Below are 21,353 nucleotides of genomic sequence, written 5' to 3' on the forward strand. Positions count from 1 at the left end.
GGGCGAAGCGAGCCCGATCAACCTGCTCGTCAGGCCTTGACGACGTGGGCGACCATCACGCCCAGGCCCCCCAAGGTCCGCCCGCCGTTCAGCTCGCCGGGCAGCCGCATCAGCGTCTCGTAGAAGCCTAGCGGCGGGATCGCGGTCATTACCTTCACGATGTCGCGGCGCGACAGGCCCTTGGTCACGCGCCCGCCGCTGGCGTCGATCCAGTCGGCCTTGCGCACGGCGTTGACGACTTCGGCGTCCGGGCCGTGGAAGGCGGTGACCTTGTGGTGCCAGTGGATGAGGTTGCAGACCAGGCAGCCGTCCAGGTGCGGCGCGCGGGCTTGTCGGGCCTGTTCGGCCTGGGCCTCGGAGGGTCCGAGATAGGCCAGCGCCTTGTCGGTCCAGAGGCCGGCGTCGTGATAGGCCAGGGCGAAGGCGACCGTCTCGCGCCACTTCAGCTCGCCGCCCAGGAAGTGCATGGCGTAGGTCAGCACCCGATAGACGTGGTTGCGATAGCCGTCGAAGTCCGCGCCGATCGTCCCGCGCAGCGGCGCCAGCTCGCGCTCGACGATCTCGTCATGGTCGATGATGGCGATGGTCATGGCCGTCACTCAACCGCGTCCATCGTGCGCTTTCTTGAACGCAGCCAAGAAAAAGCCCCGCCGGCGGAACCGGCGGGGCCTTTCGAAGCGAGCGGGTGGGACGATCAATCCTCGTCCATCTTCAGGGCCGCGATGAAGGCTTCCTGCGGGATCTCGACCTTGCCGAACTGGCGCATGCGCTTCTTGCCGGCCTTCTGCTTGTCCAGCAGCTTGCGCTTACGCGAGGCGTCGCCGCCGTAGCACTTGGCGGTCACGTCCTTGCGCAGGGCGCGGACGGTTTCGCGGGCGATGATCTTGCCGCCGATGGCCGCCTGGATCGGGATGACGAACATGTGCTGCGGGATGAGGTCCTTCATCTTCTCGCACATGCCGCGGCCGCGGCTCTCGGCGCGGTCGCGGTGGACCAGCATCGAGAGGGCGTCGACCGGCTCGGCGTTGACCAGGATCGACATCTTCACCAGGTCGCCCTTGCGGTAGTCCTCGACCTGGTAGTCGAAGCTGGCGTAGCCCTTCGAGATCGACTTCAGGCGGTCGTAGAAGTCGAACACGACCTCGTTCAGCGGCAGGTCGTAGACGACCATGGCGCGGCTGCCGACATAGGACAGCTCGCGCTGCATGCCGCGACGGTCCTGGCACAGCTTGATCACGCCGCCGAGATAGTCGTCGGGGGTGAAGATGGTGGCTTTGATCCAGGGCTCGCTGATGCTCTCGATGTGCATCGGGTCGGGCAGGTCGGCGGGGTTGTGCAGCTCGATCTCCGAGCCGTCGCGCATGTGGATCTTGTAGACCACCGAAGGGGCGGTCGCGATCAGGTCGAGGTCGAACTCGCGGGACAGGCGCTCCTGGATGATCTCCAGGTGCAGCAGGCCAAGGAAGCCGCAGCGGAAGCCGAAGCCCAGGGCGGCGCTGCTTTCCATCTCGTAGGTGAAGCTGCCGTCGTTGAGGCGCAGGCGGCCGACGGCGGCGCGCAGGTCCTCGAAGTCGGCGGCGTCGACCGGGAAGAGGCCGCAGAACACGACGGGCTGGACGTCCTTGAAGCCCGGCAGGGCCTTTTCGGTGGGACGCTTCTCGTCGGTCAGGGTGTCCCCGACGGCGGCGTCGGCCACTTCCTTGATCTGGGCGGTGAAGAAGCCGATCTCGCCGGGGCCGAGGCTCTCGACCGGGGTGTTCTTGGGCTTGAAGACGCCGACGCGGTCGACCAGGTGGGTCGAGCCGTGCTGCATCATCTTGATCTTCATGCCGGCCTTCAGGCGGCCGTCCATGACGCGGACCAGCACGACGACGCCGAGATACGCGTCGTACCAGGCGTCGACCAGCAGGGCCTTCAGCGGGGCGGCCTCGTCGCCCTTGGGCGGCGGCAGGCGGGTGACGATGGCTTCCAGCACGTCGTGGATGCCGAGGCCGGACTTGGCGCTGGCCAGGACGGCGTCGCTGGCGTCCAGGCCGATCAGGTCCTCGATCTGGGCGCGCACGCGCTCGGGCTCGGCGGCGGGCAGGTCGATCTTGTTGAGGACCGGGACGATCTCGTGGTTGTTGTCGATGGCCGAATAGACGTTGGCCAGGGTCTGGGCTTCCACGCCCTGGCTGGCGTCGACGACCAGGATCGAACCTTCGCACGCGGCCAGGCTGCGGCTGACCTCGTAGGCGAAGTCGACGTGCCCGGGGGTGTCCATCAGGTTCAGGATGTACGTCTCGCCGTCGTCGGCCTTGTACTCCAGGCGCACGGTCTGCGCCTTGATGGTGATGCCGCGCTCTTTCTCGATGTCCATGTTGTCGAGAACCTGGGCGCTCATCTCGCGCGCGGTCAGGCCGCCGGTCTCCTGGATCAGGCGGTCGGAGAGGGTGCTCTTCCCATGGTCGATGTGGGCGACGATTGAGAAGTTGCGGATCTTGTCGAGAGGCGTCGAAGTCATGGGCGTGCGCATACCACATTTGGCCCGCTTCGCGAGGGGGTGAGCGCATCCTGCATGCGGCCACGCGTCGCGCATGCTTAACCGCTCGTTAAGTTTGGAGCCGCAAACCGGTCTCAATGGCTTGCAACAGTGTTGCAATGAAACTGATCCGGAGGGGCTGACATGGACCGTCGCAAGCTGATCGTCTCGGGCGCCGCCGTCGGCCTGAGCGCCATGACGACCGAGGCCCTGGCCCGTCAAAGCCGCTATAGCGAACAACTGCCGCCGCCGGAGCCGATCGGTCCGGCGCGTCCCGCCCAGGCCGACCCCTACGCGTCCTCGGCGCCGCAGCCGGTCGCGCGGGACTCGTATCAGTCGCCGCAGGCTCCGCCCCCTTCTTCGCTTCCTGGGCCCGCGCCGGGCTCGAACGGCAATACGCCGGCCTACGACACCGGCCGGGCCCAGACCTATTCGGCCGACGAGATGATCCGCGCCACGTCCGACTTCCTGGGCGTGACGGCCGAGAGCGCCGGCGCGGCGATCGAGAAGATCTTCAAGGAAAGGGGCCAGCCCACCGGCTACATCGCCGGCGAGGAGGGCTCGGGCGCCTTCGTGGCCGGCCTGCGCTACGGCCGGGGCCTGCTCTACATGAAGGGCCGCCCGACCCAGGAGACCTTCTGGCAGGGTCCGACCGTGGGCTGGGACTGGGGCGGCAACGCCAGCCGGGTCTTCACCCTGTGCTATAACCTGCAGTATCCGGACGCCATCTTCCGCCGTTTCCCCGGCGTGGAGGGCAGCGCCTATCTGATCGGCGGTCTGGGCGTGAACTACCAGAAGGCCGACGACATCATCCTGGCCCCGATCCGCGCCGGCGTCGGCCTGCGCCTGGGCGCGAACGTCGGCTACCTCGGCTATAGCCGCAAGCGCCGCTGGATGCCGCTCTAGCCGCCGTATTCGATGGCGTAGCTGAACGTCCGCGACTGATTGGGATCCAGCGTCATCCGCCAGGCGACCATGCCTTGGCGGATGTCGTGTTTCTGCGGCTCGGAACTGACGCGGAAGGTCGGCAGGTTCGGGTTCTGGCGCAGCTCGATCGTCACGGGGATAGTCTTGGCGTTCGAGAGATCGACCTCGTAGGTCCGTCGCACGCGCCGCTTGTTCAGCCGCTGCTCGGCCACCAGGCGCGGGCGGGCCAGAACATCCATCGCCTGGCCGATGACCAGGTCCAGCGGCTCGCCGACGGCGACGTCGCGCACGGCCTGTTCGCCGGCGAAGGTCGGTTGGCCGTCGACGGTCTCCATGGCCGACAGGGCGCCAGAGGGAAGGGGCTTGCCCAGGCCGTTGGCGGTCTTGTTCTCCAGGCGCAGGGTCACGGCCGGAGCGCGGAAGCTCTCGCCGCTCCCGTCCCACGAATTGACCGTGACCACATAGAGCCGCTGGAAGGCGACGCCCTTCTGGTCGAGGAAGGCCACTTGCTTGGTCTGGCGCGGGTTCAGGGTGACCGGCGTGGGCAAGGTGTAGAGCTTGTAGTCGCCCAGGTTCGACTGCTCGGCCAGAGGAGGCGGCGGTGGCGGCGGCGCGGGGGCGCCGGCGAACGCCATCGACTCGGCGCGTCTTTCGACCATCGGGATCGGAAGGGGCGGCAGGGCGGAAATGATGGCCGGCGCGGTCGGCCGGTTGACGAAGTGGGTGGTGTCCATCGGCCAGCAGGCGCGGCGGATCGGCGTGGCGCGGCCCTTGTCGACGCGGACATAGGTCCGGGACAGCTTGCCGGCGACGGCCTGGGTCTTCGCGTCGGCGAACTGGCTGCCGCCGCTGTTGACCAGGGTCAGCCAGCCGGTCAGGTCCAGCCGCTTGCCGTCCGGATGGATGCGCGCGACGTAGTCGGCCTGCCAGTTCACGCCCAGCGCCAGGTACGACAGGGTCAGCTTCACGCGGGTGGGCGAGGGGACATCGACGATGGTCGACAGGCTGGGCTTGTCGGTCAGGCCCTCGGGGACCGAGGCCAGCACCAGGCGCTCGGGACCGCCCGAGCAGCCCAAGGCCTCGACACCTTCAGCGGTCTGGACCATCAGGCCCTGAGGACCCTGCAGCAGGGTGGCGTCGACCGTCTGCTGGCGGCCGGTCTTGCGGTTGGTGCGCACCACCTGGATCGGCTGGCCCAGCGCGCGCTCGACCAGGGTCCCGGGGCTGAGCAGGGCGTAGTCATAGTTGCGCTCGACCGCCTTGCCCGGCAGGCCCTCGACCGCCGCGCTCTGCGGGATCAGGCCCTCGGCGACGCCGTCGAAGCGGATCGTGTGGCGGCCGGCGGGCAACTCGACCACGCGGGTCTCGGTGACAAGGATCAGGCCCTTCTCGGCCGCCTGGGCGCGCTGCCAGTCACTGAGCGTCTGGAACGGTCCGACGCCGTCGCGATAGAGCGTCACCGCCACCTTCTCGGGCGCGGAGGAGGCGATGGTGGCGGCGGTTGCGGGGAGCGCGGCGGCGAGAGCGAGCGCGCCCACGAAGGCGCGCACGATCACCACCCCGTCTCGACCGTGAAGGTCAGCACGGTCTCGCCATTGGCCGGCACCGGCACGCTCCAGCCCAGGGTGCTGGCGTCGATGCGGCGGCTCTTGAGGCTCTCGGCCTTGACCACGCCGTCGCGCCACAGGCCGCCCTGGCGCAGTTCGACGGTCACCGCCTCGTCCTTGGCGTTGCGCAGCAGGTACTTCATCTCGTAGCGGGTGATGCGCTTGGAGACCCGCGTCTCGGCGACCAGGGTCTGCTGGCTGGAGACGTCGAAGGCCTCGCCGGTCTTGATCGACAGCTCCGAGCCGGCCGGCGTGTGGCCGATGGCGTTCTCGCCGACGAACTTGGGATCGCCGGCCATGTCGCGCATGTAGACGCGCATGACCCCTGCCGGCAGCTGGCTGCCCAGGCCCGCCAGCCTGGCGTTGCTGAACTGGATGGCGACCACGGCCTTGACCGGCTCGGCCTGGCTGGAGAACCAGCCTTCGCGAACCTCGTAGACCTTCTTGGCCGCCACGCCCTGGGCCGACAGGAAACCGACCTGCTTGTTCTGGTTGGAGGCGATCGTGGTCCGCTCAGGCAGGGGATAGACATAGTAGTCGGCGACCCGCTCGCCCGTGCCGCTCTCGGTCCCGGCGCGGATGACGCCCGCCGTCCCGCGACGGACCGGGCGATAGCCGTTGTTCTGGGCCAGCTGGTTGACGTCGCCGGCCACCAGTTGGGTCTTGGCGTTCTCGAACGGTGTGCCCGAGGTGTTGGACAGGGTGATCCAGCCTTGCAGGTCCAGCGCGCCCTTGGCCTCGTCGAACAGGGCGACATAGTCGGTCTTCCACGACAGGCCCGAGGTCAGGTAGCTGAGCTTGGCCTGGCGGGGACCGGCATTGGCGGCGTCGACGCTGACCGACAGGGTCGGGCGGGCGCGCAGGGTTTCGGGCACCTTGTCGAAGATCACCCGGGTGGGGACGCCGTCGTCGCGCAGCACCTCGATGCGGTCGCCGATCTTCAGCACCACGCCGCCGTTGGCGGCCAGGACGGTGGCGACCTCGGTGGTCTCCTTGCCGTCACCGGGATTGGTGCGGACGATCTTCACCTGCTGGCCGACCGCCTTCTCCATCAACTTGTCGGGGGTCAGCAGGTCGTAGTCGAAGTTCTGCTCCAGGATGCTGACGCCCGGGGCCGACAGGCTGACCGTCTCGGGGCGGATCTGGGCCGAGACGTCCTTGAACTCCAGCTTCTGGCGGCCGGTCTTCAGGTCCAGCGGGCGGCTGTCCTCGACCAGCGCCAGGTCGGAATTGTAGATGGTGACGGAGACTTCCCGCCCTTGGGCGTGCGCCGCATCGAGAGGAACCAGCAGCAGGCCGGCCGAAGCCAGCAGAGCGCGACGGTGCATGGACGTCCTCCCGTGTGTTTACAAAAGTAAAACAGCACGGGATTACGGCGGAGTCTAGGCTAGGTTGAGCTGAAACTTAGCCGCCCCACACCTGCTTCAGGCGGGCGTCACGGCCGCAGCCCGTGCGGTAGAGGTTGTAGTCCAGCGCGTGCCGCTTGGCGTAGTCGCGGTGGTATTCCTCGGCCGGGTAGAAGGTCTGCAGGTCCAGGATCTGGGCCTTCATCGTCCCGGACTTCAGGCGCTTCGCGGCTTCGGCCTGGGATTTCTCGGCGATCGGGCGCTGGGCGGGGGTGACGAAGACGGCGGGGCGGTAGGATGGGCCGCGGTCGCAGAACTGGCCGCCGTCGTCGGTCGGGTCGACCAGCTTCCAGTAGCGGTAGAGCAGGAAGCCGTAGTCCAGCTTGGCCGGGTCATAGGTGACGCGCACCGACTCGTAGTGGCCGCTGCGTTCGCTGGTGACGTCGCGATAGGTCGGGTTCTTGACGTGGCCGCCGGTGTAGCCGCTCTCGACCTTGATGACGCCCGGCACGCCCTGCATGTCGTGCTCCATGCACCAGAAGCAGCCGCCGGCGAACACGGCGGTCTCGGTCTTCAGCGTCGCGGCGGCGGACGCGCTGACGCCGGTGAGGGCGAAAAGGGTGGCCAGTAAGGCGAGCAGGCGGCGCATCGAGGTCTCTCCAGAAGCGGACTTGATCCTAGATACGCAAGGAACGGGCGAAAGGTTACGCCCGCCATCCGAAACCGACGCCGCGCACGCTGGGACAGGCGGCGAGACGCGAGGCCAGCACCTCGGCTCGGTCGTCGCCCTGGTCGTCGATCTCGAGCCTAATGGTCATGTGCTGACCCTCGGGAGCGGCGGACAGGGCGCGCAGGCGGGCCTGCTGGACCGAAGCCACGCCCAGCACGCGCATGAGCGCATCGGGCGTGTCTTCGGCGGTTACGAGGAAGAGACGGCGTTTCTCTTCATCCGGTTTGAGCGCGTTCACGGGCGGAACCACTGGTGTTCGACCGAGGCCGAATTGACGCCGGGCCAGGCGGCCAGGTCACGGGCCAGCAGGCGGGCGGCCTGGTCGCCCAGGTGGCGGACGCGCAAGCTGGCTTCGACGATCTGGCCAACCGGCTTCATCGTCAGGCCGCACAGTTCGGCGCCGCTGTCGGCCAGGCCGGCGCGCACGGCTTCCAGCGCGCTGGGCGCGTCGGTGGCGGCCAGCAGCAGCTGGTGGACGGTGACGCCTTCCTGGTCGCTATGGAAGGCTGGTGGAGAAGGCAGGTAGCTCATTGGGGTTGGTCCTTGCATGGGAGACTTGGAGGACCGAGGAACCGCGCAACAAAAAACCCCGCTCGTGGGAGCGGGGCTTTTTGGAGATCTTGCGATCCTTCGGCTGTGTGGTGGGTAGGTTTCCTACCGCTTGCGCCGATTTTGCCCCGTCCGGATTGGAACAGTTTTAATCTGGTTAATCATGTTCCACATCGCCACGGCGCACGACATCGCAGCCACGGCGGCGAGGCCGGTGGTCACGAAGGCGGCGAAGGCGAAGGTCGATTGCATGTGGAAGCGATGAATCCAGTTAGCGCTTGATACAGGTAGCGTGACGGTGAGCGTCGCGCAAGGTCTTGCCTGTGGGATGGGCGATCGGTCGCGGGGACGGGTACGTTCTGCTCGTCCGGAAGCGGCGTGATCAAAAGCTGTGCAATTCACCCGTCCTTCTCCCCTTGCGGGAGAAGGTGGCTCGCGAAGCGAGACGGATGAGGGGTTGAAAGCCCTGTCCGCCAACGAAAAAGGGGCCGCCTGCGCGACCCCTCATCCGTCAGCCTACGGCTGCCACCTTCTCCCGCAAGGGGAGAAGGAGACTAGCTCCGCAGCTTCCCGCCAGCCTTCTCGGCCGCGGCAACCACTTTCGCCGACAGCGCCGCGATCTCGGCCTCCGTCAGCGTCGCCTCGCGCGGCTGCACCACCACCTCGATGGCCACCGACTTGAAGCCGTCCGGCACGCCGGGGCCTTCATAGACGTCGAAGACGCGCGCGGCGGTGATCAGGACCTTGTCGGCGCCGACGGCGGCTTTCACCAGGTCGCCGGCCGGCTTGGCCTTCTCCACCACGAAGGCGAAATCGCGGGTCAGCGGCATCAGGGCCGAGGGCGAGAACGCCGGACGGGTCTTGATGGCCTTCTTCTTCGGCTCGGGGATCGCCTCCAGGGTGATCTCGAAGCCGTAGACCGGGCCGGCCACGTCCAGGGCCTTCAGCACTGCCGGGTGGATCTCGCCGAACTCGGCCATCACCGCCTTGGGGCCCAGCTGCAGACGCGCCGAGCGGCCCGGATGCCACCAGGCCGAGGCCGAGCCTTGCGCGGTCTGCAGCGACGCCACCGGCGCACCGAGCTCTTCCAGCAGGGCCAGCAGGTCGGCCTTCACCGTGAAGACGTCGCCTTGCGCGGCCTTGTCCCAGCCGCGCGGGGCCTTAGGGACCAGGATGGCCGAGACCACCGTGCGCTGGTCGTTCGGACGCTCGCCGTGGAAGGTCGGGCCGATCTCGAACAGGGCGGCGTCAGGGAAGCCTTGGCGCGCGTTGCGGCCGGCCGCCTCGATCAGGTTGGGCAGCAGCGACGGGCGCATGCAGTCCAGTTCCGAAGCGATCGGATTGGCCAGCAGCATCTCCGGCTGACCGCCGCCGAACAGCGACGCGATCTTGTGGCTGGTGAAGCTGAAGGTCACCGCTTCCGAATAGCCGGCGGCCGCCAGCGCACGGCGCGCCGTACGTCCACGCGCCTGCTTGGCGGTCAGGATGCCGCCCACCGCGCGCGCCGTTTCCGGCAGCGGCGTCGAGGGCAGGGCGCCATAGCCGGCGATGCGGGCGACTTCTTCCACCAGGTCGGCCTTGCCTTCCACGTCCCGGCGGAAGGTCGGCGGGGTTACGCAGACCAGGCTCTCGGCATGGGTGACGAAGTCGGCGGCCGAGACGTCCTTGGGCGGATCGATGCTGAAGCCGAGGTCGCGCAGGATCTGCAGCGAGCGCTCGGGCTCGATCTCCAGGCCCGACAGCTGGCCGACATAGGCCGGGTCGAACAGCACCGGGGCCGGGGCGGGCAGGGCCTCGCCGACCAGCAGCACTTCCGACGGCTCGCCGCCGCAGAGTTCCAGGATCAGCTTGGTGGCCAGCTCGATGCCGGGGACCAGCGAGCCGGTGTCGACCGTGCGGGCGAAGCGGTACTGGGCGTCGCTGGCGATGCCGGTGGCGCGGCCGGTCTGGGCCGTGCGGATCGGGTCGAACCAGGCGCTCTCGACGAAGACGTCGGTGGTCTCGTCCGAGCAGCCGGTGCTCTCGCCGCCCATCACGCCGCCCAGGCCGATCGGGCGTTCGCCGTTGGCGTCGGCGATCACCGACATCTCCGGGGTCAGCTCGTAGGTCTTGCCGTCCAGCGCGATCAGGTGCTCGTCGCCGTGGACGCCATGGCGGCCCAGGCGCGTCGAGATTTCGGTCCCCGACAGCTTGGCCGCGTCATAGACGTGCAGCGGGCGGGCGCGGTCGTACGAGATCAGGTTGGTGACATCGACGAGGGCGTTGATCGGGCGCAGGCCGATAGCCGTCAGGCGATCCTGCAGCCACTTGGGCGACGGGCCGTTCTTGACGCCGCGGATGTAACGGCCGGCGAACACCGGGCAGGCCTCGCCGTCGACCTTGACGGTGATCGGCGAGACGAAGGTCCCGGGGATCGCCGCGATCGAGACGTCCTTCAGCTTGCCCACGCCGGCGGCGGCCAGGTCGCGGGCGATGCCCACGACGCCCAGCCAGTCGGGGCGGTTGGGGGTCACTTCGAAGTCGATGACGGCTTCCAGGCCCAGGGCGTCGACGGCCGAGGTCCCGACCGGCAGGGCGTCGGGCAGCTCCATGATGCCGTCGCTCTCGCTGGCGTATTCCAGCTCGGCGGCCGAGCAGAGCATGCCGTTCGAGACGACGCCGCGCACAGGCTTCTCGACCAGGGTCACGTCCAGGCCGGGCACATAGGCGCCGATCGGGGCGTAGATCGTGGTCAGGCCCGGACGCGCGTTCGGCGCGCCGCAGACGATCTCCTTGCGGCCGTCGACGGTGTCGACCTGACAGACCTGGAGACGGTCGGCGTTGGGGTGGCGCGCGGCCTCGACGATCTTGCAGACCGTGAACGGGGCCAGCTTGGTCGCCGGATCGATGACGTGCTCGACCTCGAGCCCGGCCATGGTCATGGCCGCGACGATCTCGGGGACGGTGGCGGTGGTCTCAAGGTGATCCTTGAGCCAGGAGAGGGTGAATTTCATCGTTCTGGTCTCAGCTCAGGCCCGAGGCGGCGTTCGGCGCGGCGAAGGCGCTGAAGCCGTAGTGCGACAGCCAGCGGACGTCCGACGACCACATGTCGCGCAGGTCCGGCATGCCGTATTTCAGCATGCCCAGGCGATCGACGCCCATGCCGAAGGCGAAGCCCTGGTACTCGTCGGGATCGATGCCGCAGGCGCGCAGCACGTTCGGGTGAACCATGCCGCAGCCCAGGATCTCGAGCCACGACGTGCCCTGGCCGATCTTGATCTCGCCGCCCGAGCGGTCGCACTGCACGTCCATCTCGGCCGACGGCTCGGTGAACGGGAAGTGGTGCGGGCGGAACTGGGTGGTGACCGCGTCGGTCTCGAAGAACCGGGCCAGGAAGGTCTCCAGGGTCCACTTGAGGTGGCCCATGTGGATGCCCTTGTCGATCACCAGGCCCTCGACCTGGTGGAACACCGGGGTGTGGGTGGCGTCGTTGTCCACGCGATAGGTGCGGCCCGGCGCGATGATGCGGATCGGCGGCTTCTGGCTGACCATGGTCCGCACCTGCACGGGGCTGGTGTGCGTGCGCAGCAGCATCCGCTCACCGGTCTCCTTCGTGTTGAAGAAGAAGGTGTCGTGCATCTCGCGGGCCGGGTGCTTCTCGGGGAAGTTCAGGGCCGTGAAGTTGTGGAAGTCGTCCTCGATGTCCGGACCTTCGGCCACGGCGAAGCCCATCTCGGCGAAGATGGCGATCATCTCGTCCATGGTCTGCATGGTCGGGTGAACGCTGCCCTTGCGGCGGTGCGGAGCGGGCAGGGACAGGTCCAGCGTTTCGCTGGCCAGGCGCGCGTCGAGCTCGGCGGCCTCCAGGCCGGCCTTCTTCTCGGCGATGGCGGTGGTGACCTTGTCGCGGAGCGCGTTGATGGCCGCGCCGCGGTCCTTGCGCTCCTCGGGGCTCATCGCGCCCAGGGTCTTGAGCAGGCCCGAGACGGAGCCGGTCTTGCCGACGGCGGCCACGCGGACGGTGTCGAGCGCTTGGAGGTCCGCGGCGCCGGCCACCTGGGCCAGGACGTCGGATTCGAGGGTGTTGAGATCGGTCATGACGGGCATCCGTCTAGGCGGTTTTGGGAACGGTTGGAACCGGATAACGCGCAGCAAAAAGCCCTCCGGTTCGCACCGGAGGGCTTTTCAGATCGAACTCGGATCGTGAGACCCGAAAAAGACCTTAAGCGGCCAGGGCGGCGCGGACCTTGTCAGCGATAGCCTTGAACGCAGCCGGGTCGTTACCCGCGATGTCGGCGAGGACCTTACGGTCGATCACCACACCCGCCACGTCCAGGCCGTGGATAAACTGCGAGTAGGTGAAGCCCTCGATGCGAGCGCCGGCGTTGATGCGTTGGATCCACAGCGAACGGAAGGCGCGCTTGCGCACCTTGCGGTCACGGTACGCGTATTGACCGGCCTTATCGACGGCGGCCTTGGCGGTGCGGATGGTGTTCTTGCGGCGGCCGTAGAAGCCCTTCGCCTGTTCAAGAACCTTCTTGTGCTTGGCGTGGGCGGTGACGCCACGTTTGACGCGAGCCATGTGTCAGCGCTCCTCTTAAAGGCCGTAGGGCAGGTACGAACGGATGGTCTTGGCGTCAGCCTCGCTCATCACCTTCGTTCCGCGGTTTTGGCGGATGTACTTGCCGTTGTGGCCGATCAGACGGTGGCGCTTGCCGGCGACGCCGGCTTTCAGCTTACCCGTGGCCGTGATCTTGAAGCGCTTCTTAGCGCCCGACTTGGTCTTCAACTTAGGCATTTCGCGTCGGAGCTTTCGCCCCGTCCTCTGGGATAGCAAGACGAACCGCCATGGCATGCCAATTGGCCAGGCGGCTCCGGAAAGGCGGGGTTACTACAGGAGTGACTCGGCGAAGGCAAGCATTTAGGCCGCCGCCTTGGTGCGATGGACGATCGTCACGGCAAAGACGATGGCGGGGACCATCAACGCCGAGCCGAACCAGTACGGGCCGCCGATGGCGATGCCGAACAGCGGACCGGCCAGCAAGGGGCCGCCGATGCGGGCCAGCGAGCCGGCGGCCATGTTCAGCCCCAGCATCTGCCCTTGCTGGTCCGGCGGGCTGGCGCGGGAGATCAGGGCCGCCACGCACGGGAAGACCAGCGACTGGCCGAAGGCGGTGCAGGCCACCGCGATGACGGCCACGGGCGGGCTGGGGATGAACGGCGTGATCAGCAGGGTCAGGGCGATGATCGACAGGCCCGTGGTCAGCACGCGACCTTCGCCGAATCGTCGGGCCAGGCGTCCGGTCAGCAGGCCCTGGCCCAGCGAGGCGATGACGCCGATGATCGCGAAACAGGCCGCGACCTGGCGCGGTCCCCAGCCGAAGCGGGCGTCGGCATAGAGGCCGAACACCGCCTCCATGCCCGCGAAGGCGCCGGTCGAGATCAGGGTGACCAGCAGCACGCGCGACAGGATCGGGTGGGCGGCCGCGGCGCTCAAGGCCTCGCGGCGCCGGGGCTGAGGCGTGCCCGGGGCCGAGGGCGCGCGGCTCTCGGTGACGAACAGGATGACGCCGATGGCCGCCAGGCCCGCCATGCCGGCGGCCAGGAACAGCGGCAGCTGGTAGCCGACATGGCCCGCGCCGGGATGGATGACCATGACCAGGGCCGGGCCGATCACGAAGCCCGCCCCGAACGCCGCGCCCAGCAGGCCCATGCGGCCGGCGCGCTTCTCGGGCGGGGTGACGTCAGCCATGTAGCCCTGGATCGTCGAGATGTTGCCGCTGCCGAAACCGCCGACCAGGCGCACGGCCATGGCGATCCAGATATTCGGCGCGAAGGCCAGGGCGATATAGGCCAGGGTGTTGGCGATGATGGTGACGATCAGCACCGGCCGCCGGCCGATGCGGTCCGACATCCGCCCCCAGAACGGCTCGCCGAAGAACTGCCCCAGGCTGTAGGCGGCGAACATGGTCGTCACCTGCCACGGGGCCGCGTTCATCGCCTTGGCGTAGAAGGGCAGCAGCGGGATGACCACGCCGAAGCCCACCAGGTTGATGAAGACAACCAGGAGCAGGACGGCCAGGGCGCGGGGACTGTTGGCGGGTTCGGACATCAGGGGGCGGGGTTTACGCCCGAACCTTCGGCTTGGCGACCCGCGTTCGGCCGCCCCGGCGTCAGTCGGGCGGGTTGTTCTTCTCGACGAAGGCGACGGTCTCGTTGAGCATCTTCTGGCGCGTGGCCCCGCGCGACAGCCAGTGGTCCTCGCCGTCCAGGGTGACGAACTGGAACGGCTTATTGGCCTTCTTCAGCGCGTCGGCCATGGCCTGGCTCTGGTCGTAGCGGACCACGGTGTCGTCCTTGCCGTGGATCAGCAGCACGGGAATGTCGACCTTGGCCGCCAGCTGGGCGGGCGAGATGGCGGTCAGGTCCGGATCCTTGGCCCCGTCGGCGCCCATGAACCGCAGCCAGTAGCGCTGCGAGGCGCCGGCCACGCCGTTGCTGTTGCGGATGTTGGTCAGCAGGAACTTGCGCAGGTCGGCCACGCCCGCCACCGAGACGGCGCAGCGATAGACGCCCTTGTCCAGCGTCGCGCCCGCCAGGGCCGCGTAGCCGCCATAGCTGGCCCCGACCACGCAGACGCGCTTGGGATCGATGATGCCTTGCTTGGCCAGGTCACGGACGCCGTCCGACAGGTCGGTCTGCATCTTCTTGCCCCATTCGCCGAACCCCGCCTTGACGAAGTCCCAGCCGAAGCCCTCCGAGCCGCGGAAGTTGGGCTGCAGCACGGCATAGCCGCGCGAGGCCAGGGCCTGGCTCCACCAGTCGAAGCCCGGCTCGTCGCGGCCCTCGGGTCCGCCGTGCGGCAGGACGACCAGCGGCAGGTTCTTGGGATCGCGGCCCTTGGGCAGGGTCAGGTAGCCGCTGATCTCCAGGCCGTCGGCGGCCTTGTACTTGATCGAGCGCACCGGCGAGATCGTCGCGGCGTTGACATCCTTGTAGATGTCGCCCAGCCAGGTGGCCTTCTTGGCGTCGAGATCGACGAAGGCGTAGGCCGGGCCCTCGGTGGCCGAGTCGACCCGCACCACCACCTTGCGCCGGTCCTTCGACCACGACGCCAGTGTGATGTGGTCGCCCGGGAAGGCTTTGACCACGGAGTTCCAGGTCTTCTGCGCCGCCGGATCGAAGAAGGTGTAGGTGAGGTCGTCGCCCTTCAGCTGGTAGCCGCCCAGCAGGGCCAGGGTGTCGGGATCGTGCAGCAGGCCGTCCAGCGGCAGGTCGCCGGGCAGGTCCTCGTGCTGATCGAGGCCACGATATTCGCGCAGGATGTCGGTGCGCTTGTCGTCGCTGCGCCAGACCAGCACCGACTTGCCGTCGCGGCCGAAGCCCGACAGTCCGTAAGAGCCCATGGGGCTGTCGGCCTGATCGACCTCCTTCCACGAGCTGCCGATCTTCATCCGCAGGCTCCAGCGGCCCTTCTTGCCGTCGTAGAGCGACTGGGCCACCGGCTCGCCGGCGGCGTCGACCAGCCAGCCGTCGGTGTCCTCGCGGGCCCCGCCGTCCAGCATCCGGGTGAAGCCGTCCTTCAGATTGACCTTGAACAGGGTGTTGAGGCCCATGTTGTTCACGAAGTGCACGCCTTCGAGGAACACCACCGGCTGGCCGTTGATCGTCCGCACCATCGGCGCGTCCAGGATCACGTTCATGGTGTCGGGCTGCGAGCGCAGCAGCAGATTCTGCTTCTTGGTGACCAGGTTGAAGTCCAGGGCCATGTAGTATTCGCGAGCCGGACCCTGGATGTCGAAGACCTCGGTGGTCTGGGACGAGACCATGATCAGATGGTCCTCGCCCGCCCAGGTCAGGCCGCGCAGCTTGGTCGTCCCGGCCTTGACGCCCGTCACGTTCTGGCCGGCGAGCGTGCGCACCAGCACGAAGCGCTCGTCGCCATTGGTCAGCACCATGGCCAGCTTGGAACCATCGGGCGAGACCCGGACCTCTTCGTACTGGGGGAGGCGGCCATAGATGGCCAGATCGGATTTCTCGGCGGCGAACGCCGGACCGGACACCACGGCGACACAGGCCACGCCGGCGGCCAACAGCTTCTTGAACACGCAAACTCCCCCAACCCGAGGCAAACTCTACCAGAGGGTGCGGAAGTGTCGAGGCGTCCGAAAGCGACCGCGCAAAACAAAACGCCCCGACCGCGAGGGCCGGGGCGTTTCGATGTCTACCTGTGATCGATCCTAGCGCGGGGCCAGGATCATGATCATCTGACGGCCTTCCATGCGCGGCTCGTACTCGACCTTGGCGACTTCGTCGAAGTCGGCCTTGACCTTCTGGAGCAGCTTCATGCCGAGCTCGGGGTGGGCCATTTCACGACCGCGGAAGCGCAGGGTGACCTTCACCTTGTCGCCTTCCTCGAAGAAGCGAGTCATGGCTTTCGCCTTCACTTCATAGTCGTGGATGTCGATGTTCGGGCGGAGCTTGATCTCCTTGAGCTCGACCACCTTCTGCCGCTTGCGCGCCTCGTTCTTCTTCTTCTGCTCCTGGAACTTGAACTTGCCGTAGTCCAGGATCTTGCAGACGGGCGGATTGGCGTTCGGAACGATTTCCACCAGGTCCAGGCCGGCTTCCTCGGCCGCTTCCATAGCGGACGCGGTCGGCATCTCGCCTTGCTTCTCGCCGTTTTGGTCGATCAGCAGGACGCGGGGGACGCGGATGTCTTCGTTGATACGCGGTCCGTCTTTAACGGGCGGCGTTTGCATAGGACGGCGAATAGGGACGGCTCCGGGGCAGTTGATGAAAGGTAGAGTTGAACACGTGCGCGCCGCGCTGGGCGCGCCGCGAGAAAGTGATATATGACGCGCCGGCCGCGCTCTATCAAGCGACGGCGGTCAAAGAGACGCTGGCGGATACAGTTTTTTCTGATCCCAGCCGATGACAAGGGCGGAAACGGCAAGGTCGGGACGAGTTCTCCCCGTTTCAAGACGCCTGCCGCGAGCCTCATGACTGAACATCGCCACACCGCCCTCGAGGACGTCCACGCCCTGCTCATCGGCTCCAGCTTCATCGCCGTGGGCCTGACCCTGCTGAAGGCCGCCGGCCTCGTCACCGGCGGCGTGGCAGGGGTGGCGCTGATCATCTCGTATCTGGGCGGCTGGCCGGTGGGGACGGTGTTCTTCCTGCTGAACCTGCCATTCTACGTGCTGGCCCAGCGGACCATGGGCTGGACCTTCACCTTCAAGACCCTGGCGACCAACCTGCTGCTGATGGGACTGGCCTTCGGCATGCCGTACTGGCTGAAGATCGGCCACGTCGACCCGATCTTCTCGGCCGTGTTCGGCGGCACGATCATCGGCATGGGCATCCTGGCGCTAGCTCGTCACCGCTCCAGCGTCGGCGGGACCGGGGTGCTGGCGCTCTGGCTGCACGAGCGGCGCGGCATCAGCGCCGGCAAGGTCCAGATGAGCGCCGACTGCCTGGTCATCCTGGCGGCCTTCTTCACGATCCCCTTCGACAAGCTGCTGCTGTCGATCGCCAGCGCCGTGGCGCTGAGCGCGGTGATCATCGCCAACCACAAGCCGGGTCGGTACGCGGGCTACTAGTGCGGTAGCAGCGCCATCGCCGCGCTGGCCACGGTGCTGACCGGCAGGGCCTTGAGGTCGGGTGAGCGGATCACGGCCACGTGGCCGCGCGGGCCGCACAGCTCGGGGTCCGAGGCGTCCGAGAACAGGGCGATGGTCGGGGCGCCGGCGGCGGCCAGCAGGTGGGTCGGGCCGGTGTCGTTGCCGACGGCCAGGGCCGCCTTGGCGCCCAGCACGGCCAGCTGGGCGAAGTCGGTGCGGCCGGTCAGGTCGCGGGCCCCGCCGACGGCCTTCTGGATGTGGCGCGCCATGGCGCTCTCCTGAGGGCCGCCGATGATGACGATGTCCAGGCCGCGCGCTTTCAGCAGCGAACCCAGCTGGGCATAGTTCTCGACCGGCCAGCGCTTCTCGGGCCGGTGGGCCGAGCCGCCGGGCACGAACAGCACATAGGGGCGCGGCGCGGCGGCCCCGGCGACGGGGCGCGGCTCCTTGTGCTTGCGCAGGATCCAGGTGAGGTCCGGCGGCGGGGCGCTGCCATGCTCAGTCGGGGCGTCTGGCCAGATGCCGGCCGCGCGCAACTGGTCGGCCTGGCGCTCCAGGGTGTGCATGTGCAGCCGGGCCGAGCCCTTCTGCGGCAGCGCGGCGCCGAAGGCGATGCCGTTCCATTGCGGCGCGAACGGACGCAGCAGCTGGAAGTACCAGTTGGTCCGGCTGTTGGTCTGCAGGTCGTAGACCCGGTCGTAGCGCGCCTTGCGGATGCGGCCGATCATGGCCAGGGTTTCGCCCAGGTCGCTAGGACGGCCGTCGGTCTCGACGCTGTTGAAGTACGGGCTGAGCTTGGCCAGGGCCTCGAAGGGCGGGGTGGTCAGAAGCGTGATCTTGGCCTTGGGATGGGCCTCGCGGATCTTCTTCATCGCCGCCAGGGCCAGGACGAAATCGCCCAGAGCGCCCAGCTTGATCACCAGGACCTTCTTGATCTCCTTGCTCAAGGCTGCCGCTCCAGACTTCGGGCGCTCAATACGCGAGCGTAGACGTTGAGCGTCGCTTCGCACATCGCGTCCACTGAATACAACCGCCGTGCACGAAGACGTGCGGCCTGACCCAGGGTTTGTCGTCCGGCCGCGCCGATCTCGCAGGCTTCCAGCAGAGCGTCGGCCCAGGCCTCGGCGTCGCCGGGCGGGACCAGCCAGCCGGTTTCGCCGGGCAGGATGGTCTCGCGCGTGGCCCCATGGTCGGAGGCCATGGCCGGCCGGCCCATCACTTGCGGCTCGACCGCCGTGCGGCCGAAGGCTTCCGGCTCCAGCGAAGGCGCGATGGCCAGGTCGGCCAGCAGATAGGCGGCCGGCATGTCGTCGCAGTGGCCGACCAGCTTGACCGCGTCCTGCAGGCCGGCGGCGGCGATGGCGGCTTCCAGCCCGGCGCGATAGCCCTTGCGGCCCTGGTCGTCGCCGGCCAGCAGCAGCAGCGCCCGGTCCTCGCCGCGCGCCTTCAGCAGGGCCATGGCCTCGACCATCAGGGCCTGGCCCTTCCAGCGGGTCAGGCGGCCGGCCAGCAGCACCTTCAGCCGCCGCTCGCCGTCGGCGACGCCCCAGGCCTTGCGCAGGGCTGTGACGCGCTCGGCGCCGACCACGCCCGGCTCGAAGCGCGTGAGGTCGACGCCGCGCGGGATGGCCACGACCTTCTCTGGCGCGATGTTGTGCTCGCGGATGACATGGTCGCGCGTGTACTCGGAATTGGCGATGACCAGGTCGCCCTTGGTCATCACCGCATTGTACCAGCGCTTGAGATTGGACTTGGCGTTGTAGACGCCGTGGTAGGTGGCGATGAACGGCACCTTGGTGGCGTGCGCGGCCCACAGGGCGCTGAAGGCCGGGGCGCGCGAGCGGGCGTGGACCAGGCTGACCTTCTCTCGTCGGATCAGGTCGATCAGCCGCGCGGCGTTGCCCAGCATGATCAGCGGGTTCTTGGACTGGGCCGGCATCTGGGCCAGGCGGCCGCCGTCGGCCTCCAGGCGCGAGGCCATGCGGCCGCCCTTGGTGGCGACCAGGGCCTTGCCGCCTTGCGCCACGACGGCGTGGGCGACATCAATCGTCGTCTGTTCGGCCCCGCCTGTTTCCAGCTCGGGGGTGACTTGCAGCAAGGTGAAGTCGGTGGGTAGGTCGGACAACGCGACTCTCGGCAAAACAGCGCGATTTTAGTTAGCGAAAGGATCGAGGCGACGCCATGACCGAATCCCGGGGCGCCCTGGCGCGTGAAGACGGCTCGAAGATCGCTTTCCGCCGTGTCGAGGGCGAAGGGCCGACGGTCGTGTGGCTGGGCGGCTTCCATTCCGACATGACCGGCACCAAGGCCGAGGTCCTGGCCGAGCAGGCCCAGGCGAGCGGCGGCAACTATGTCCGCTTCGACTATTTCGGCCACGGCGAGTCGGATGGTCAGTTCAAGGACGGTACGATCAGCCGCTGGCGCGCGGACGCCCTGGCGGTGATCGACGAGCTGACGACCGGCCCGCTGGTGCTGGTCGGCTCGTCCATGGGCGGCTGGCTGTCCTGCCTGGCCGCCATCGCCCGGCCCGATCGCGTGAAGGCCATGGTGCTGATCGCGCCCGCGCCGGACTTCACCGAGAAGCTGATGGAGCCGGAGCTATCGGCCGAGGCCAAGGCGGCGATCGCCAAGGACGGGTTCTGGATCCGTCCCTCGGAGTACGACGACGGCGGCTACGCCATCACCCGCGAACTGCTGGAAGACGGCGCGCGGTGGTCGATCCTGCCCGGACCGGTGCCGATCGACGTCCCGGTGCGCGTGCTGCAAGGCGGCGCGGACCCGGACGTGCCGTGGACGCATGCGCTGGAACTGGCCAACGCGCTGAACTCCGATCAGGTCGTCTTCACCCTGATCAAGGACGGCGATCACCGGCTCTCGCGCCCGCAGGACTTGGAGCGCCTCGTGGCGGCCGTCTCGGAGATGAAGGGGCAGGCTGAGCCGGAAGAGGGCGACCTTGTCTCCCGCCGCCTGGCCCGCGCGGCGCGCCTGCGGAATGCGGCGGGGCTGGATGCTGTGGGCATCACGCCGAGAGCGCCGGCGATCGACGACGAGTAGGGCGCTAACCGCCCGCCTTCAGGATCGCCGCCAGCCCTTCGCGATACGTCGGATACGCCGGACGCCAGCCCAGCTCCGCCTTGGCCAGCGCGTTCGAGACGCGCTTGTTCTCGGCGTAGAAGCGGCGGGTCGCTGGCGACATGCCCAGTTCGTTGAAGGGCAGGTCCGGTGGGACCGGGACGCCGAGGAGCTTGGCGGCGTGTTCCATGACGTCCTGGGGCGGGGCGGGTTCGTCGTCGACCAGGTTGTAGATGCCGCCCGCCTTCGGCCGCTCCAGCGAGGCCAGGAGCCCCGAGACGATGTCGTCGAGGTGGATGCGGCTGAACACCTGGCCTGGCTTGACGATGCGGCGGCCTTCGCCGGCGCGCAGGCGGTCCAGGGCGCTGCGGCCGGGGCCGTAGATGCCGGGCAGGCGGAAGGCGGTGACGGTCAGGCCCATGCCGCGGCCGACCTGGCGCCAGTCGCGCTCGGCCCCGACGCGGCGGGCGCCTTCGACCGACTGGGCCTTCAGCGGCGCGGTCTCGAACACCCAGCGGCCCTCATAGTCGCCATAGACCCCGGTCGTGGAAAGGTAGCCGATCCAGTCGGGGAAGGCCTGCGCCTGGGCGAGGGCGGGGACCAGCGACTCCAGGGCCGGGCAGCCGTCGGGGCCGGGCGGGGCGGTGACCAGGATGGCGTTCACGCCCTGGAGCGCGGCGACCATGGCCTCGCGGTCGTCCGGATCGGCCGGCGTGATTCCCTGGGCGCGCAGCCGATCGGTCTGATCCGCGTCGCGCGCCGTGGCGGCGATCTCCCACCCACGCGCCTTCAGGGCGCGCGAAAACGCCGCGCCGACATAGCCCATACCGAACACAAACAGACGCAACGCCTAGAACTCCGCCCCCGGAAAACCTGCCTGGATCAAGCCTCCGAAAAAAGGCTGTTCGCAACCCCTCAAAGGGCGCTTGCCAAGCGCGAAGCCCTCTGCCATAAGCCGCCTCCTCGTCGCGGGGCGCTCTTCTGAGCCCCGCCGATGCG

General features: G+C 68.2%; 21 protein-coding genes. 3 read left to right on the forward strand and 18 right to left on the reverse strand.

The genetic code is table 11. The annotated features are described in order from the left end of the window. Positions 1 to 29 precede the first annotated feature (29 nt). Positions 30 to 590 (reverse strand): hypothetical protein, encoded by a 561-nt coding sequence (locus AC07NI_RS17405; RefSeq protein ID WP_494621355.1) that lies wholly within the window; start codon positions 588 to 590, stop codon positions 30 to 32. A gap of 104 nt (positions 591 to 694) precedes the next feature. Further along, a complete protein-coding gene (gene lepA / locus AC07NI_RS17410) occupies positions 695 to 2,503 on the reverse strand; it encodes a translation elongation factor 4 (protein WP_494621357.1) in 1,809 nt (602 codons plus the stop codon). 162 nt (positions 2,504 to 2,665) lie between these two features. Here lepA and AC07NI_RS17415 point away from each other — a divergent pair, with 162 nt between their 5' ends. Further along, positions 2,666 to 3,427: a DUF1134 domain-containing protein gene (locus tag AC07NI_RS17415; RefSeq protein WP_494621359.1), complete on the forward strand. Its 762-nt coding sequence runs from the start codon at positions 2,666 to 2,668 to the stop codon at positions 3,425 to 3,427. Here the strand turns inward: AC07NI_RS17415 and AC07NI_RS17420 are convergent. The 13 genes from AC07NI_RS17420 to infC all read right to left on the reverse strand — a co-directional run bounded on the left by AC07NI_RS17420 (position 3,424) and on the right by infC (position 16,421). Then, the gene (locus tag AC07NI_RS17420; RefSeq protein ID WP_494621361.1) at positions 3,424 to 5,004 is read right to left on the reverse strand and encodes a DUF4139 domain-containing protein; all 1,581 of its coding nucleotides are present in this window, start codon (positions 5,002 to 5,004) and stop codon (positions 3,424 to 3,426) included. The genes AC07NI_RS17415 and AC07NI_RS17420 overlap by 4 nt on opposite strands. Then, positions 5,001 to 6,383 carry a DUF4139 domain-containing protein gene (locus tag AC07NI_RS17425; RefSeq protein ID WP_494621363.1) on the reverse strand — a complete coding sequence of 461 codons (1,383 nt, stop codon included), beginning with the start codon at positions 6,381 to 6,383 and terminating at the stop codon, positions 5,001 to 5,003. Before AC07NI_RS17425 ends, AC07NI_RS17420 begins: the two co-directional genes overlap by 4 nt. Positions 6,384 to 6,459: 76 nt before the next feature. Further along, entirely contained in the window at positions 6,460 to 7,050 is a 591-nt protein-coding gene (msrA, locus tag AC07NI_RS17430) for a peptide-methionine (S)-S-oxide reductase MsrA (RefSeq protein WP_494621365.1), read from the reverse strand. Between the two features lie 55 nt (positions 7,051 to 7,105). Further along, entirely contained in the window at positions 7,106 to 7,381 is a 276-nt protein-coding gene (locus AC07NI_RS17435; RefSeq protein WP_494621367.1) for an ACT domain-containing protein, read from the reverse strand. After that, complete coding sequence (locus tag AC07NI_RS17440) at positions 7,366 to 7,662, reverse strand: hypothetical protein (protein ID WP_494621369.1); 297 nt, start codon at positions 7,660 to 7,662, stop codon at positions 7,366 to 7,368. The genes AC07NI_RS17435 and AC07NI_RS17440 overlap by 16 nt, the downstream gene beginning before the upstream one ends. Before the next feature lie 123 nt (positions 7,663 to 7,785). Next, positions 7,786 to 7,932, reverse strand: a complete 147-nt coding sequence (locus tag AC07NI_RS17445; protein WP_125156637.1) for a hypothetical protein — start codon at positions 7,930 to 7,932, stop codon at positions 7,786 to 7,788. A 302-nt stretch (positions 7,933 to 8,234) separates the two neighbouring features. Beyond that, positions 8,235 to 10,673, reverse strand: a complete 2,439-nt coding sequence (pheT, locus tag AC07NI_RS17450; protein WP_494621371.1) for a phenylalanine--tRNA ligase subunit beta — start codon at positions 10,671 to 10,673, stop codon at positions 8,235 to 8,237. Positions 10,674 to 10,683: 10 nt separating this feature from the next. Further along, positions 10,684 to 11,757, reverse strand: a complete 1,074-nt coding sequence (gene pheS, locus AC07NI_RS17455) for a phenylalanine--tRNA ligase subunit alpha (RefSeq protein WP_494621373.1) — start codon at positions 11,755 to 11,757, stop codon at positions 10,684 to 10,686. 124 nt (positions 11,758 to 11,881) lie between these two features. Beyond that, positions 11,882 to 12,241, reverse strand: a complete 360-nt coding sequence (gene rplT, locus AC07NI_RS17460; protein WP_047407297.1) for a 50S ribosomal protein L20 — start codon at positions 12,239 to 12,241, stop codon at positions 11,882 to 11,884. Between the two features lie 15 nt (positions 12,242 to 12,256). Then, complete coding sequence (rpmI, locus tag AC07NI_RS17465) at positions 12,257 to 12,457, reverse strand: 50S ribosomal protein L35 (RefSeq protein ID WP_018061454.1); 201 nt, start codon at positions 12,455 to 12,457, stop codon at positions 12,257 to 12,259. Between the two features lie 123 nt (positions 12,458 to 12,580). Further along, positions 12,581 to 13,771, reverse strand: a complete 1,191-nt coding sequence (locus tag AC07NI_RS17470; protein WP_494621375.1) for an MFS transporter — start codon at positions 13,769 to 13,771, stop codon at positions 12,581 to 12,583. A 61-nt stretch (positions 13,772 to 13,832) separates the two neighbouring features. Beyond that, entirely contained in the window at positions 13,833 to 15,767 is a 1,935-nt protein-coding gene (locus tag AC07NI_RS17475) for an alpha/beta hydrolase family protein (protein WP_494621377.1), read from the reverse strand. Positions 15,768 to 15,899: 132 nt separating this feature from the next. Beyond that, the gene (infC, locus tag AC07NI_RS17480) at positions 15,900 to 16,421 is read right to left on the reverse strand and encodes a translation initiation factor IF-3 (protein ID WP_494621379.1); all 522 of its coding nucleotides are present in this window, start codon (positions 16,419 to 16,421) and stop codon (positions 15,900 to 15,902) included. A gap of 240 nt (positions 16,422 to 16,661) precedes the next feature. Here infC and AC07NI_RS17485 point away from each other — a divergent pair, with 240 nt between their 5' ends. Beyond that, on the forward strand, positions 16,662 to 17,261 hold the full coding sequence (locus tag AC07NI_RS17485) for a YitT family protein (RefSeq protein WP_494621381.1): 600 nt from the start codon (positions 16,662 to 16,664) through the stop codon (positions 17,259 to 17,261). Here the strand turns inward: AC07NI_RS17485 and AC07NI_RS17490 are convergent. Both AC07NI_RS17490 and AC07NI_RS17495 read right to left on the reverse strand, forming a co-directional pair. Further along, the gene (locus tag AC07NI_RS17490; protein ID WP_494621383.1) at positions 17,258 to 18,229 is read right to left on the reverse strand and encodes a glycosyltransferase family 9 protein; all 972 of its coding nucleotides are present in this window, start codon (positions 18,227 to 18,229) and stop codon (positions 17,258 to 17,260) included. The genes AC07NI_RS17485 and AC07NI_RS17490 overlap by 4 nt on opposite strands. Beyond that, positions 18,226 to 19,407 (reverse strand): glycosyltransferase family 4 protein, encoded by a 1,182-nt coding sequence (locus tag AC07NI_RS17495; protein WP_494621385.1) that lies wholly within the window; start codon positions 19,405 to 19,407, stop codon positions 18,226 to 18,228. Before AC07NI_RS17495 ends, AC07NI_RS17490 begins: the two co-directional genes overlap by 4 nt. A 56-nt stretch (positions 19,408 to 19,463) precedes the next feature. Here AC07NI_RS17495 and AC07NI_RS17500 point away from each other — a divergent pair, with 56 nt between their 5' ends. Beyond that, positions 19,464 to 20,336, forward strand: a complete 873-nt coding sequence (locus AC07NI_RS17500; protein ID WP_494621387.1) for an alpha/beta fold hydrolase — start codon at positions 19,464 to 19,466, stop codon at positions 20,334 to 20,336. 4 nt (positions 20,337 to 20,340) lie between these two features. Here the strand turns inward: AC07NI_RS17500 and AC07NI_RS17505 are convergent, their stop codons facing one another. Next, on the reverse strand, positions 20,341 to 21,201 hold the full coding sequence (locus tag AC07NI_RS17505; RefSeq protein ID WP_494621389.1) for an SDR family oxidoreductase: 861 nt from the start codon (positions 21,199 to 21,201) through the stop codon (positions 20,341 to 20,343). Positions 21,202 to 21,353: the final 152 nt, after the last annotated feature.

This window comes from Caulobacter sp. GW821-FHT10E02 (assembly GCF_059415225.1).